The 14,165-nt window shown below is 74.6% G+C and carries 12 protein-coding genes; 7 read left to right on the top strand and 5 right to left on the bottom strand.

Going from position 1 to position 14,165, the window contains the following annotated elements:
- The first annotated feature begins 37 nt into the window (after positions 1-37).
- Positions 38-2,179 carry a prolyl oligopeptidase family serine peptidase gene (locus ACXJKF_RS15960; protein ID WP_456788691.1) on the top strand — a complete coding sequence of 714 codons (2,142 nt, stop codon included), beginning with the start codon at positions 38-40 and terminating at the stop codon, positions 2,177-2,179.
- Between the two features lie 152 nt (positions 2,180-2,331).
- Positions 2,332-3,306, top strand: a complete 975-nt coding sequence (locus ACXJKF_RS15955; RefSeq protein ID WP_456788690.1) for a mechanosensitive ion channel family protein — start codon at positions 2,332-2,334, stop codon at positions 3,304-3,306.
- A gap of 205 nt (positions 3,307-3,511) precedes the next feature.
- On the opposite strand, the gene ACXJKF_RS15950 is transcribed toward ACXJKF_RS15955, so the two are convergent.
- Positions 3,512-3,973, bottom strand: coding sequence for a PTS sugar transporter subunit IIA (locus ACXJKF_RS15950; protein ID WP_456788689.1), 462 nt, complete (start codon positions 3,971-3,973; stop codon positions 3,512-3,514).
- Positions 3,974-4,002: 29 nt separating this feature from the next.
- Complete coding sequence (locus ACXJKF_RS15945; RefSeq protein ID WP_055921493.1) at positions 4,003-4,233, bottom strand: glucose PTS transporter subunit EIIB; 231 nt, start codon at positions 4,231-4,233, stop codon at positions 4,003-4,005.
- Positions 4,234-4,395: 162 nt separating this feature from the next.
- On the opposite strand from ACXJKF_RS15945, the gene ptsP reads away from it, so the two are divergent.
- From ptsP to ACXJKF_RS15920, 5 genes are all read left to right on the top strand, one after another.
- Positions 4,396-6,087: a phosphoenolpyruvate--protein phosphotransferase gene (gene ptsP / locus ACXJKF_RS15940; protein WP_456788688.1), complete on the top strand. Its 1,692-nt coding sequence runs from the start codon at positions 4,396-4,398 to the stop codon at positions 6,085-6,087.
- 21 nt (positions 6,088-6,108) lie between these two features.
- Positions 6,109-6,492 (top strand): globin, encoded by a 384-nt coding sequence (locus tag ACXJKF_RS15935; protein WP_456788687.1) that lies wholly within the window; start codon positions 6,109-6,111, stop codon positions 6,490-6,492.
- 62 nt (positions 6,493-6,554) lie between these two features.
- Positions 6,555-7,424: an acyl-CoA thioesterase gene (locus tag ACXJKF_RS15930; RefSeq protein ID WP_456788686.1), complete on the top strand. Its 870-nt coding sequence runs from the start codon at positions 6,555-6,557 to the stop codon at positions 7,422-7,424.
- A 45-nt stretch (positions 7,425-7,469) separates the two neighbouring features.
- The gene (locus tag ACXJKF_RS15925) at positions 7,470-8,474 is read left to right on the top strand and encodes a DNA topoisomerase IB (protein WP_456788685.1); all 1,005 of its coding nucleotides are present in this window, start codon (positions 7,470-7,472) and stop codon (positions 8,472-8,474) included.
- 52 nt (positions 8,475-8,526) lie between these two features.
- The gene (locus tag ACXJKF_RS15920; RefSeq protein ID WP_456788684.1) at positions 8,527-10,134 is read left to right on the top strand and encodes an SDR family oxidoreductase; all 1,608 of its coding nucleotides are present in this window, start codon (positions 8,527-8,529) and stop codon (positions 10,132-10,134) included.
- Here ACXJKF_RS15920 and ACXJKF_RS15915 read toward each other — a convergent pair.
- Genes ACXJKF_RS15915 through ACXJKF_RS15905 form a run of 3 tightly spaced genes read right to left on the bottom strand, consistent with a single transcriptional unit; the run spans position 10,112 to position 14,099 of the window.
- Complete coding sequence (locus ACXJKF_RS15915; RefSeq protein ID WP_456788683.1) at positions 10,112-10,606, bottom strand: acyl-CoA thioesterase; 495 nt, start codon at positions 10,604-10,606, stop codon at positions 10,112-10,114. The genes ACXJKF_RS15920 and ACXJKF_RS15915 overlap by 23 nt on opposite strands.
- A 20-nt stretch (positions 10,607-10,626) precedes the next feature.
- Positions 10,627-12,276, bottom strand: a complete 1,650-nt coding sequence (locus ACXJKF_RS15910) for a GTPase (RefSeq protein ID WP_456788682.1) — start codon at positions 12,274-12,276, stop codon at positions 10,627-10,629.
- Entirely contained in the window at positions 12,243-14,099 is a 1,857-nt protein-coding gene (locus ACXJKF_RS15905; RefSeq protein ID WP_456788681.1) for a dynamin family protein, read from the bottom strand. Before ACXJKF_RS15905 ends, ACXJKF_RS15910 begins: the two co-directional genes overlap by 34 nt.
- Positions 14,100-14,165: the final 66 nt, after the last annotated feature.

The following is a 14,165-nucleotide window of genomic DNA, read 5'->3' as shown; positions in this document are numbered from 1 at the left end:
CACGCCCTCGCAGGTGCGCGTCGTAGCCTTGCGGACCATGACCGCACCCGCTCTGCGCACGTACCCGGCCGCCCCTCGCACCGATCTGGTCGAGGACCTGCACGGGCACCGCGTCGCCGACCCGTTCCGCGCGCTGGAGGATGCGGCGTCGGACCGGACCGAGGCGTGGTCGACCGCGCAGGACGACCTGTACGCGCAGTACCGCGCGACCCTCACGGCCGCCGGCCCGTTCGGCACCGACGTCCTGACCGCCCGGCTGGGTGCCCTGCTGGGCGCCGGCTTCGTGAGCCCGCCCGCGTGGCGTGGCAGCCGCCGGTTCTTCTCGCGCCGGGTCGGTGACCAGGAGCACGCGGTCGTCGTGGTGGTCGACGGTGACGAGGAGCGCGTGCTCCTGGACCCCATCGCGATCGACCCCGCCGGCACGACCACGCTCGACACGTGGCAGCCGTCGAAGGAGGGTCACCTGGTGGCGTACCAGGTGTCGTCGGGCGGCACCGAGGAGAGCGTGCTGCACGTCCTGGACGTGGCCACCGGCGAGCTCGTCGACGGGCCCATCGACCGGGCGCGGTACTCCCCCGTGGCCTGGCTGCCCGGCGGTGAGGCGTTCTACTACGTGCGCCGGCTCCCCCCGGAGGAGCTGCCGCAGGACGAGGCCCAGTACCACCGCCGCATCTGGCTGCACCGGCTGGGCACCCCCGCGACCGACGACGTCGAGGTGTTCGGCGCGGGCCTCGACCACACCAACTACTACGGCGTGTCGGTCTCCCGGGACGGGCGCTGGCTCATCGTGTCCGCCTCCGCGGGGACCGCGCCGCGCACGGACGTGTGGATCGCGGACCTGACGGCTTCGGGACTGGAGCAGCCGTCGTTCGTCGACGTCGCCGTGGGCCTCGACGCCGAGACGGGTGCGTGGGTGGCCCGGGACGGCCGGCTGTACGTGCACACCAACCTCGACGCGCCGCGGGGACGGATCGCGGTCACGGAGCCCACCGCGCCGGGTGTCGAGCACTGGACCACCCTGCTCGCCGAGGACCCGACCGCCGTCCTGGAGGACGTGGCGTTCATCGACGGCGGCGGCACGGACACGACGCCGACCCTCCTGCTGGCGTCCTGGCGCCGGCACTCGGTGTCGGAGGTCAGCGTGCACGACCCCGGCACCGGCGAGCGCCGGCCCGAGACGGTCACGCTGCCCGGCCTCGGCTCCATCTCGGGACTGGCGACGCACCCCGACGGCGGCCCGGAGATCTGGTTCTCCTACACGGACCACACGACGCCGACGAGCGTGCACCGGTTCGACGCCCGCACCGGCGGGACGACCCTGTGGGCCGCACCCCCCGGGCTCGTCGCCGACCTGCCCGACGTCCGCGCCCAGCAGATCGAGGTCACCAGCCCGGACGGCACCACCGTCCGTGCGTTCGTCGTCGCACGCACGGACGCTCTCGACACGTCCGGCCGGCCGCTCGCGACCGCACCGACGATCCTCTACGGCTACGGCGGGTTCCAGATCTCGCTCGACCCCGCGTTCTCCGCGACGACCCTCGCGTGGGTCGAGGCGGGCGGCGTGTACGTCGTCGCCAACCTGCGCGGCGGCGGCGAGGAGGGCGAGCAGTGGCACCGCGCGGGCATGCGCGCGCACAAGCAGAACGTGTTCGACGACTTCCACGCCGTCGGCGACCACCTCGTCGCGCAGGGCTGGACCACCCCGGACCAGCTGGCCTGCTGGRGAGGCTCCAACGGCGGCCTGCTGGTCGGCGCGGCCCTGACGCAGCGGCCGGACCTGTTCGCCGCCGTCGTGTGCTCGGCCCCGCTGCTCGACATGGTCCGCTACCAGCGGTTCGGCCTCGGCGTGACGTGGACGGAGGAGTACGGCGACGCCGACGACCCCACGGAGCTCGGCTGGCTGCTGGGCTACTCGCCGTACCACCGGGTGGCCGACGGCACCCTGTACCCCGCCACTCTCTTCACCGTGTTCGAGGGCGACACCCGCGTCGACCCGCTGCACGCCCGCAAGCTCGCCGCGGCCCTGCAGGCGGCGACCGGCAGCGACCGGCCCGTGCTGGTCCGGCGCGAGCGTGGCGTGGGGCACGGCGGTCGTGCCCTGTCCCGGACCATCACCCTGACGGTGGAGCAGCTGCAGTTCGTCGCGGACCGCACGGGTCTGGCGGGGGGTCGCGCRTGAGGACCGCGCTCCTGGTCGCTGCGTCCACGCCCGCTCCCGGGGAGACGGACAACCCGCTCGGCCCGGACGACGCGGGTTCGCCCGAGTCGTGGGCGCAGTGGTTCGTCGGCATCCCGCTGCGGATCATCCTCATCGTCGCGATCAGCAGCATCGTGCTGTTCCTGATCCGTCGGTCCATCCGCACGATCACCAACCACGTCGCCGACGGGACGCCGTTCCTCGACCGCGGCATCCTGCGCCCGATCGGTGAGTCCGAGGTCGGCAACGTGCTGGCGAAGGCGAACCCTCTGTCCAGCGCCCGGCGTGCCCAGCGCGCTCGGACGCTCGGGTCGGTACTGCGCTCGACGTCGACGATCATCGTCGGCGGGATCGCCTTCTTCCTGATCCTCGCCGAGCTCGGCGTGAACCTCGCCCCGTTCATCGCGTCCGCCGGGGTCATCGGGGTGGCCCTCGGCTTCGGTGCGCAGAGCCTGGTCAAGGACTTCCTCACCGGCCTGTTCATGCTGCTGGAGGACCAGTACGGGGTCGGTGACGTCGTCGACGTCGGCCCGGCGAACGGGACCGTCGAGGCGGTCACCCTGCGGATCACGAAGATCCGCGACTCCGACGGCACGCTCTGGTACGTCCCCAACGGGACCATGCTGCGCGTCGGCAACAAGACGCAGGGCTGGGCGACGGCCGTCGTGGAGATCGACGTCGACTACTTCGCGGACCTCGACCAGGTCCGCGCGCTGCTGACGGAGGCCGCGTCGCGCGTGGTCAAGGACCCCGTCGTGGGCGCGCACATCCTCGGGGAGCCGACGATCACCGGCATCGAGCGGCTCAGTGCCGACGCCGTGACGCTGCGCCTGAAGGTCAAGACGTCGCCGGCCATGCAGTGGGAGGTGGCGCGCGAGTTGCGGACCGCGACCCGGGAGGCGCTCGAACGGGCCGACGTGCCGCTGGCCGGCCAGCGCGACCTCATGGCGACGCACCGTGCAGCGATCTCCCCGCAGGACGAGGCCACCCCGCGCGACCCGCGCAACACCCCGCTCGACGACGTCGTGAGCAACCGCGACGCCCGCGTCGCCGCCACTCGCGACGAGCCGGTCCCGACGGAGGAACCGCCCCTGGCCGAGGAACGCTAGACGCCCGGTGTGAGGATGGTCGGCACGTACTCGACCAGCTGGATCCTGCCGTCGAACGTACGGCTGTCCACCATCAGCCCGGCCAGCCCTCCGCCGACGCGTACCCGTCGAGCGAGGTGATGATGTCGACCAGCAGCTCTGCCATCGGAGCCTCCCGTGCTCGACCCCACCGTGCCGCCGGTGACCGCGCACGGCAAGCGGACGGTCAGGCCCAGTCGAGCAGCGGCTGCCCCGCCTCGACGGTCTCGCCGTCCGCCACGAGCACGGTCAGCAGGTCGGGGTCGGCCTGCAGCGCGACGACGGGGCAGATCGTCGCCAGCCCTGCGGCGGACACGTCGACCGGGGACCACGTCACCAGCCGGTCACCCGCCCGCACGTGCTGGCCGCCGTCCACGTGCAGCGTGAACCCCTGCCCGGCGAGCCCCACGGTGTCGATGCCGAGGTGGATGAGGATCGTCCGACCCTCACCGAGCTCGAGCGCGAAGGCGTGCGGGTGCAGCGCACCCACGATCCCGTCGGCGGGCGCGAGCACGGTCTGGTGCTGGACGTGCAGCGGTTCCAGGGCGAGCCCGGGACCGACCATCCCCTCCGCGAACACCGGGTCGGGCACGGCCGACACAGGTCGGACGGTGCCGCTCAGCGGGCTGACCAACCGCAGGGTGGTCATCGGTCACACCCCTGCGCCGCGGCGGCCGGTCAGCGCAGGCTGTCGAGCTCTGCGGCGAGGTTGTCGGCCTCCGGGCCGACGATCACCTGGACGATGCGGCCGGACCGCACCACACCGAACGCACCGCTGGCCTTCAGGGCAACCTCGTCGACCAGATGGGCGTCGCTCACCTCGACGCGGAGCCGGGTGATGCACGGCTCGAGGTCGACGACGTTCGCGTCGCCGCCCAGCGCTGCGAGGATCTGCTCTGCCTTGCTCAATGGAACTCCCCACTCACACGGCGCCGTCTGCGCCCGGGGGCAAGCGTAACCCTGAGACACCGCTCACACCCCGTCCCCCGCCGGGGCCCGGCTGGCGTTCCCGGACGTCGAGGGACCACACTGCGGTCAGGTCGACGAGGAGGTCCCGTCAAGGTGAGTCCGGTGCACGCGCCATCCCCCACGGTCATCACCGGGATCGGGGTGAGCCCCGGCCGCGTCGTCGCGCCCGCCGTGCTCATGCCGGACCCGATCGCGGAACCACCCTCGGGCCGACGACTCCCCCCGGGCACCGACTACGCGGCGGTCTCGAAGCGCATCGGCGCAGCGTCCGAGGTGGTCCGCGCCGCGCTCGACGCGGCTGCCGACCGCGCCCAGGGCGAGAGCGCCGACCTCCTGCACGCGACCGCGGCCATCGCCGCCGACCCGACCCTCGTGGCCGACGCCGAGCAGCGCGTCGTCGACGACCGGCTGGTGCCCGAGCGCGCCGTCTGGGAGGCCGCCGAGGCGGTGTCCGCGCAGTTCGAGGCGCTCGGTGGCTACTTCGCGGAGCGCACGCGGGACATCGCCGACGTCCGCGACCGGCTCGTCGCCGAGCTCACCGGACGGCCCGCACCGGGTGTCCCGGCGCACGACGCGCCGTTCGTGCTGGTGGCGGCGGACCTGGCCCCTGCCATCGTGGCGACGCTCGACACGGACCGGGTGCTCGCGATCGTCACGGGGACGGGCGGGCCCACCTCGCACACCGCGATCCTCGCCCGGGCCCGCGGCATCCCGACGGTCGTCGCGGCGCGCGGGGCCGAGGCGGCCGTGCTGGCGGAGGGCCTCGTGCTCGTCGACGGGTCCGCGGGGACCGTGACGGTCGACCCGACCGAGGAGCAGGTCCTGGCCGCGCTGGCGCTCGCCGCGCAGGTGCGCACGTTCGACGGCCGCGGGCACACCGCCGACGGCCACCACGTCGAGCTCCTGGCGAACGTGGGCGACCCGGCCGACGCTGCCCCTGCCGCCGCCGCGGGTGCCGAGGGCATCGGGCTGTTCCGGACCGAGTTCGGGTTCCTCGACCGCGACGAGGCCCCGAGCATCGACGAGCAGGTCACCGCCTACCGCCGCGTGCTGTCCGCCTTCCCCGGCCGCAAGGTGGTGGTCCGCACGCTCGACGCGGGCGCCGACAAGCCCCTGCCGTTCCTCGCCGGGGACGCCGAGGTCAACCCCGCCCTCGGCGTCCGGGGCCTGCGCACCGCGACCCGGTACCCCGAGGTGCTCGCGGACCAGCTGACGGCGATCGCCCGAGCGGCCGCCGCCGAGACGGCCGACGTCTGGGTCATGGCACCGATGGTCTCGACGGTCGACGAGGCCCAGCAGTTCGTCGCCGCGTGCACCGCCCACGGGCTGCCCGTCGCCGGCGTGATGATCGAGGTGCCCAGCGCGGCCCTGCTCTCCGGCCCGATCCTGGCGCACGCGGCGTTCGCGAGCATCGGCACCAACGACCTCACGCAGTACGCCATGGCCGCCGACCGCCTGCTCGGGGCCGTCGCGGAGCTGTCCGACCCGTGGCAGCCCGCCGTCCTGCACCTGGTCGCCGCGGCCTGCGCCGGTGGCGCGCAGCAGGGCCGTCCGGTCGGCGTCTGCGGGGAGGCCGCCGCCAACCCCGCCCTCGCGGCGGTCCTGGTCGGGCTCGGGGTGTCGTCGCTGTCGATGACGCCGCGCGCCCTGCCGGACGTCGCCGCGCTCCTCGCGCTCACGCCGCTGGACGAGTGCCGCCGCCTCGCCCAGCTGGCGCTCGCCGCGTCCAGCGCGGCCGACGCGCGGGCCGTCGTGCGCGCCGGGCTTCCCGTGCTGGAGGACCTCGGCCTCTGACGCGCGTGTGAGGATGGCGCCGTGAGATCCGACTCCTTCTACGAGGCGATCGGCGGGCACGACACGTTCGTCCGGCTGGTCGACGAGTTCTACCGCGGCGTGGCCGACGACCCCGTGCTGCGGCCCATGTACCCGGAGCAGGACCTGGGCCCGGCCGCCGAGCGGCTGACGCTGTTCCTCGAGCAGTACTGGGGCGGGCCGACGACCTACTCCGACGAGCGCGGGCACCCCCGCCTGCGCATGCGGCACGCACCGTTCAAGGTGAACCCGGACGCGCGCGACCGGTGGCTGCTGCACATGCGCGCCGCCGTGGACAGCCTCGACCTCGCGCCCCTGCACCAGGCGCAGCTCTGGGACTACCTGGAGCGTGCGGCGTACTCGATGCTCAACACGTTCGACGACTGAGCGACCGACGTCACGCTCTCTCGACGCCCGTCCGCCGCAGGCGTCATGAGACGCTGCCGTCCATGACGACCGAGCCCGACCCGACCGCCTCCGTGCTCGACATCCTCCGGCTCGAGGACGACCCCACCGCCCCCGACCTGTTCACCGGGAACAGCCTGCCGCAGCCGCGCGGTCGGGTGTTCGGCGGCCAGGTGCTCGCGCAGGCGCTCCTCGCCGCGGGGCGCACGGTCTCCCCCGACCGCCTGCCGCACTCGCTGCACGGGTACTTCCTGCGCGCGGGCGACGTGCGCGAGCCCATCGCGTTCGCGGTCGAGCGCCTCCGGGACGGCCGCTCCTTCAGCGCCCGCCGCACGCATGCCCTGCAGGGCGGCGACGCGATCCTGTCGATGATCGCGTCCTTCCAGGAGGACCAGCCCGGGCTCGACTACGCCGACCCGATGCCCGACGGCATCCCCGGTCCGGACGAGGTCCGGTCGGCGCACGACCTGCTCAGCGGCATCGACCACCCCGTCGCGAGGTTCTGGACGCAGGAGGCCGCGTTCGACGTCCGGCACGTCGGCGGCGCGATCTACCTCGACCCACCGACGGAGGCGGTCGGCCAGCAGGCCGTCTGGTTCCGGTCGCGTGGTCCCCTGCCCGACGACCAGCTCCTGCACCGGGCGCTGCTCGCGTACGCGTGCGACCAGGTGATGCTCGAGCCGATCCTGCGCCGGGCCGGTAAGTCATGGCGGACGCGCGGCCTGTCGATCGCGAGCCTGGACCACGCCATGTGGTGGCACCGCGACGTACGGGTCGACGACTGGCTGCTGTACGTCCAGTCGACCCCGAGCGCGCAGGGCGGTCGCGGGCTCGGCGCCGCCCGGGTGTTCACGCAGGACGGGACGCTCGTCGCGTCGGTCGCCCAGGAGGGCATGGTCCGCTTCCCGGACTGACGTCCTCACCGCGCGGAGCCGCGCAGCGCGGGCGACACTTCCCGCATGGTCCGTCTCCGTCGCGTCCGCATCGACGCCCCCGGCTGGTCGCGACGTCGCGCCGGGCGGGGCTTCGTCTATCTCGACCTGGAGAAGGTCCGGATCGTCGACGAGGAGCACCTGGAGCGGATCACCACGCTCGCCATCCCGCCGGCGTGGCGCGAGGTCTGGATCAGCCCTTGGCCGAACGGCCACATCCAGGCCGCCGGCCTCGACGACGCCGAGCGGCGCCAGTACCTCTACCACCAGCAGTGGACGCGGCGTCGCGGCCGTCTCAAGCACGACCACGTGCTCGACGTCGCCCGCCGCCTGCCCGCGGCCCGGCGCCGGGTCCGCGCCGACCTCGCTCTGGACGGGATGCCGAAGGAGAAGGTGCTCGCCCTCGCCTTCCGGCTGCTCGACCTGGCGTACCTGCGGGTGGGCGGCGAGGGGTACGCGCTCCAGCACGGCTCGTACGGGCTGGCGACGCTCCTGCGCTCGCACGTGCGCGTGCTGGCGCCCGAGAACGACGGCGACCCCGGACGCGTGCACCTGAACTTCCCCGCGAAGTCCGGTCAGGTGCGGGACACGGTGGTCGAGGACGACGACGTCGCCACCATCGTGCGCAGCCTGACCCGGCGGCGCGACGACGGCCCCGAGCTGCTCGCCTGGCGCGACGACGACGGCGGGTGGCACGACGTGACCAGCGCGGACGTCGGTGCCTACGTCAAGGCGCAGCTGGGCGAGGACGCGACGCCGAAGGACTTCCGGACGTGGCACGCGACCGTGCTCGCCGCCCGCGGTCTGGCGGACGTCGGCCCACCCCCGGCCAGCGAGCGTGCCCGCACGCGCGCGGTGACGCAGATGGTGCGCGACGTCGCCGAGGAGCTCGGGAACACCCCGGCTGTGTGCCGCTCGTCGTACATCGACCCTCGGGTGATCGAGCTGTGGCAGCGGGGCACGATGATCCGGGCCACGAGGTCGCAGGCCGTCGCCGAGCGGGAGACGCTGGCGATGCTGAGCGGCGGCTGAGGATCCGGTCCGGCCGGGTGCGCGTCGCGGCCGGGCACCGCAGACTGCGCAGATGGCCACCTCTGTCGACGACCTCCTGCCCGCCCCCGTGGCGGACACCCTCCCGGGTCTGGTCCCCGGCCTCGGCACCGACGGCCGACCCCGTCCCGATGCGCCGCTCGTGGCGGTCACCGGCGTCACCGGGTACGTCGGTGGGCGACTGGTCCCCGAGCTCCTCGCGGCGGGCTATCGCGTGCGGGCGATCGCCCGGCACCCCGACCGGCTGCGCGGCCGGGACTGGTACGGCGACGTCGAGGTGGTCGCGGCCGACGCGGCCGAGCCCGACCAGATCCGCGCGGCGCTCGACGGGACGCAGGTCGCGTACTACCTCATCCACTCGCTCGGCTCCGGCCGCAGCTTCGAGTCGACGGACCGCCACACCGCGCTCGTCTTCGGACAGGCGGCCCGCGAGGCCGGCGTCGGCCGCATCGTCTACCTGGGCGGTCTCTACCCCGAGGGCGAGGACCTGTCCCCGCACCTGGCGTCGCGCACGGAGGTCGGCGAGATCCTGCTGGCCAGCGGCGTCCCGACGACGGTGCTGCGCGCGGCGGTCATCCTCGGGTCCGGGTCGGCGTCGTTCGAGATGATGCGCTACCTCACCGAGCGGCTGCCCGCCATGACGGTCCCCAAGTGGGTGGAGAACCGCATCCAGCCCATCGCGATCCGGGACGTGCTGCGCTACCTCGTCGGGTCCGCAGCCATGACGCCCGACGTCAGCCGTGGGTTCGACATCGGTGGGCCGGACGTCCTGACCTACCGCGACATGATGCAGCGGTACGCGCACGCGGCGGACCTGAAGCGGCGCATCATCGTCGGGGTCCCCGTGCTCACGCCGAAGCTGTCGTCCCTGTGGGTGTCGCTGGTGACCCCGGTGCCGGGCGGCCTGGCCCGCCCCCTGGTCGAGTCGCTGGTGCACGAGGTCGTGTGCGACGAGCACGACATCGCGGACCACGTGCCCGACCCGCCCGACGGGCTGATCGGATTCGACCGGGCCGTGGCACTCGCACTGCGCCGGGTCCACGATGCGGCCGTCACCACGAGGTGGTCGTCGGCGGCCGTCCAGGGGGCGCCCAGCGACCCGCTGCCGAGCGACCCCGACTGGGCGGGTGGCTCGCTGTTCGTCGACGAGCGCAAGGTCACGGTCGATGCCTCTCCGGCGGCGCTGTGGCGGGTGCTGGAAGCGGTCGGCGGTGAGCGGGGCTGGTACTCGTGGGGTCTGGCGTGGCGCGTCCGCGGGCTCGCGGACCGGCTGGTCGGCGGGCCGGGACTGCGCCGCGGGCGCCGCGACCCGCTGCAGCTGCTGGTGGACGACGCCGTCGACTTCTGGCGCGTCGAGGAGATCGAGGAGGGGACCCTGATCCGGCTGCGCGCCGAGATGCGCGTCCCCGGCCTCGCGTGGCTGGAGCTGCGGGTGGAGCCGACGGAGGTACCCGACGAGACGGTGTTCGCGCAGCGCGCCTTGTTCCACCCGAAGGGTCTGCTCGGACAGGTCTACTGGTGGTCCGTGTACCCGTTCCACGGGATCGTGTTCGGCGGCATGCAGCGGAACATCGCCCGTGCCGCGGAGACTGCCGAACGGGCGCGCACCGACAGGCGGTTCAGCGCCGCCGCCGGATCGTGACCGGCTCCTCCAGGAACGTCGACCACGCCTCCCGCTGCTCGGGTGCGATGCGTCGGGGAGACCCCGTCGCGTTGTCGACGAGCACCAGCGTGGTGAGCGCCCGCGCGTAGGTGACGCGCTCCGGACCGGCCTCTCCCGCGTCGCGCACCTCGTAGCAGACGTCCAGGCTGGCGCCGCCGAGGTGCCCCAGCCACATCTCCACGATGACCGGCGTCCGGCGGTACCCGAGCGGCTTGAGGTACTCGATCTCCTGGCGTGCGACGAGGGTGGACACCTCCGCGCCGGGCCCGGCGTCGATGACAGCAGTGGGGAACGCGCTCTCGACGCGGCTGCCGTCCGGAGCCACGGGATGGCTCCAGAAGGCCTCGATCCGGGCCTCCTCCAGCAGCCGGAGCATCTCCACGTTGTTCACGTGCTGGTAGGCGTCMATGTCCGACCAGCGCAGCTGCACCGGGATCTCGAGGCGGGTCATGCGCTCGATCCTAGGAGCGGTCAGGCCGCAGCCTTCGACGCCGCCGCACGGCACCGGGCCAGCGCGTCCATCTCCGCGGCCACCGGTCCGATGACGTGGTCGTTCACGGCCTCCGCCACGGAGGCGCCGAGCCTCCGCCGCGCCTTCGACGCCCGTCGCCGGCCCGCGAGGACTCCAAGCAGCCACCCGAGCCCGGCGACGAGCAGGCCTGCCAGCACCCCGCCGAGCAGCAGGAGCGTCGGCGCGGGGAACCCCCACCACATCGGCGTCTCCGGGGCCGGCAGCCGGAGCCAGCCGAGACCGGCGAGCAGGAGCAGCCAGAGGAGCCCGGCGGCCGCGACGACGAGCAGCACCCACTGCAGGAACGCCAGCAACCGCCAGGTCCACGGCACCCGGGCGCTCCCCAGCGGGACGCGCACGACGGTCCGGTCCAGCACGTCGTCCAGCTGTACGTGGGCCGCGCGGGACCGGGCGGCGAGCACCCAGTGGTCGGGTGCACCGGCCGTCGCGGCGTCGACGTACGAGCGCACCGCGCTGAGGGCGGCGGACCGCTCACCCGCGGCCGGCGCCGACCGGGACGAGCGCAGCAGGTCGTCCTGGCCCGCCTGCACGCGCTCGCGGCCCAGGCCAAGGCGGCGCAGCGGGTCAGGGCGAAGCCGGGCGACCCACCGCGTCACCGGCCAGCCGGTCGCGGCGCGCGCCGACCGCTTGGTCGAGCGGCGCACCGCGTCCGCGACCTCGTCGACGCCCGCCGCGGACTCCCACGCACGCACCAGCACCGCGGCGGCGCCGACCTCCCGGCGCGCGTCCGGCGGCGAACCGCACGCGTCCACCAGCGTGCGCGCAGCCTGCCGCACGTCACCGGTCACCCGCTCCGTCGCCGCGAGCCGCCGCTGCGCGGCCCGGGCCAGCAGGTCCCGTAGCTCGGAGACCCCGGCGCCGGTCGAGGCGCTGACCGCCAGCACCGGCGACGCGCCGAGCCCGTCCTCGGACGCCAGACGCTGCAGGTCCGCGACCATCGCGCGCTGCTCGGCGGGGGCCAGCCGGTCGGCCTGGTTGAGCACCAGGACCACGACGCCCGCGTGGTCGCGCAGACCGCGCAGGTAGCGGGCGTGCAGGGCGGCGTCGGCGTACTTCTGCGGGTCCACCACCCAGACCAGCAGGTCGACCCGCTCGTAGAGCCGCTCGGCGATCGTGCGGTGCTCCGTGACGACGGAGTCGTGGTCGGGCAGGTCGAGCAGCACGAGGCCGGTCGCGGACTCCTGCAGCGCCCGGCTGCTCGCGACGTGCCGGTCGCGGACGTCGAGCCAGTCGAGGAGCTCGTCGGCGCCGTGCTCGCTCTCGCCGCCCGTGCTGGGGACGATCACGGCGACAGGCTGCCCCGTCGTCGGGCGTCGGACGCCCGGCTCGGCGACGTGCGCCTCCGCGAGCGCGTTGATGAGGGACGACTTCCCCGAGCCCGTCGCGCCCGCGAGCGCCACGACCGTGTACTCGCCGGAGAGCGCCGCACKGTCGCGGGCCCGGGCCACGACCGCGGCGGGCGCGTCGAGCGTGACGTCGGGCAGCCGACCGCGTGCGAGCCCCACGGCCTCGTCCAGCGCCGCCACCCGCGCGCGCAGCGTGCCGGACGCCCCGCTCACCCGGTTCCCCGCCGCCAGCGTGACCACCACCTGGGGCGCTCCGGCTCCTCGGTGACCGCCACCTCGGCGGACCGCGCGACGGCGCCCGTCCCGCGCAGGTGGCCACCGCCGCCGGCCGGGAGCTCGCCGGCCCCCCACGCGGTCGCCGCGGTCCGCGTCGACATCGCCGACTGCACCCGGCCGGCCGCCGCGCGCAGGTCGTCGCCGTCCCGGCCCGCGGCGCCCGTCGCGTCGAGCTGGCGGGTGAACCGCGACGACTCCTCGTCCAGCAGCGCGTCCGTGCGGGCCGCGAGCAGGAGATGCGCCTCCTGCGTGAGCCGCCGCACGGCCTCGTCGCCGAACACCGCCTCCAGCACCCGCTGCGCCAGCAGGGCGGACCCGCCGACGATGCCGACCTCGGCGCCCGTGAGCCCGCCGGTGGACGCGAAGACGGCGACCATGAGCACCGCACCGAGCCCGTTCACGCTGTAGGACAGCGCCCGCGCGGTCGTGCGCCGGTCGGCACCCTCCGTCTCCACCAGGCCCAGGACGTCGCCCTGCCACGCCCGGACCTGCTCCGCCGTCCGCGCCCGCAGGTCCGCGGACGCCCGGGACAACGCCAGACCGTCCAGCAGGGCCAGCCCGGCGGGATCGTGCCGCCACGCCGAGTGAGCCGTCTCGGCAGCCTCCTCCGCGGCGTCCTGGATGACCGCGGACAGGCCGTGGGCGACGGCCTCGACCAGCGCCGGTTCCGCAGGGCGCCGACCGCGCACGAAGCCGACCACCCGGTCACGCAGCCGGGACACCCCCTGCTCCAGCGACCGGAACCACTCGCTGGTGCCGACGACGTCCTGCCAGCGCGCCAGCACCTCGCCGCGCAGCAGCGACCCGTCGGAGGTCGCGTGGGCGACCTGGTCGTCCGCCGTCGCGTACGCCGCCGTCACCGCCGAACGCAGCCGCGCATCCGCTTCCCGCTGCTCGTCGGCGGCGGTCGCCAGGGCGAGCGCACGCCGGGTCACGTCCGCCACGGCGCCGTCCCACGTCTCCGCGAGCGCCGCCGCCCGGACGGCCGGGTCCGTCGCGGTGCGCGTGAGGACGTCCGCGATCGGCCCGACAGCGGCCTCCGGCAGCAGCCCGTCCTCCAGCTCGACCTCCGGGACGACGATGACCGTGGCCGAGGCCAGGCCCGCGTCCGAGAGCATCTGCCGCAGGTGGTCGCCCACCGCCGTCTCCGCGCCGGGGTCCACGCGGTCGAGCACGAGCGCGAGGTGCGTCCCACGGCGTGCGGCGTCGGCCAGCAGCTCCCACGGCACCGCGTCCGCGTACCGTGCGGCGGTCGTGACGAACAGCCACACGTCCGCGGCGCCCAGCAGCTGGGCCGCGAGCACGCGGTTGCCCTCCTCGACCGAGTCCACGTCCGGTGCGTCCAGCAGCGCAAGTCCCACCGGCACCGCGTCGGACGCCACCAGCCGGAGCCCCGGGCGCGCGCCKGTCAGCCCCTGCTCCCCCGCTGCATCGGCGCGGCTCAACGACGGCAGCACCCGGTCCGAGCTGAACCAGCGCACGTCGAGCGGGTGGTGCACGAGGACCGGCCAGCGGGTCGTCGGCCGGAGCACGCCCGACGGGCTGACCTCGGTGCCGACCAGCGAGTTGACCACCGTCGACTTGCCCGCACCCGTCGAGCCGCCGACGACCACCAGCACGGGCGCGCCCGGATCCCGCAGGCGCGGCAGCAGGTAGTCGTCGAGCTGGTCGAGCACGCGCGCGCGGTCCGACCGGCCACCGGGTGCCATGGCGGTCTCGAGCGGCAGGCGCAGGTCGGCCACGCGTTCGCGCAGCGCGAGCAGCGCACCGACGAGCTCGTCGTGCTCCATCGCCGCACCGCCTCTCAGGTCGTCAGCAGCGTATCCGCGCAGGTCGCAGGCGGCTCATCGACGACG

The organism is Cellulomonas sp. P5_C5 (assembly GCF_054049655.1).
This window is presented reverse-complemented; position numbering and strand designations above follow the sequence as displayed.

Bases quoted from the DNA above. Each gene is read 5' to 3' on its own strand.
- ACXJKF_RS15950 (WP_456788689.1), bottom strand. From the start codon at position 3,973: ATGACCACCCTGCGGTTGGTCAGCCCGCTGAGCGGCACCGTCCGACCT.
- ACXJKF_RS15930 (WP_456788686.1), top strand. From the start codon at position 6,555: ATGACGACCGAGCCCGACCCGACCGCCTCCGTGCTCGACATCCTCCGG.
- ACXJKF_RS15925 (WP_456788685.1), top strand. From the start codon at position 7,470: ATGGTCCGTCTCCGTCGCGTCCGCATCGACGCCCCCGGCTGGTCGCGA.
- ACXJKF_RS15920 (WP_456788684.1), top strand. From the start codon at position 8,527: ATGGCCACCTCTGTCGACGACCTCCTGCCCGCCCCCGTGGCGGACACC.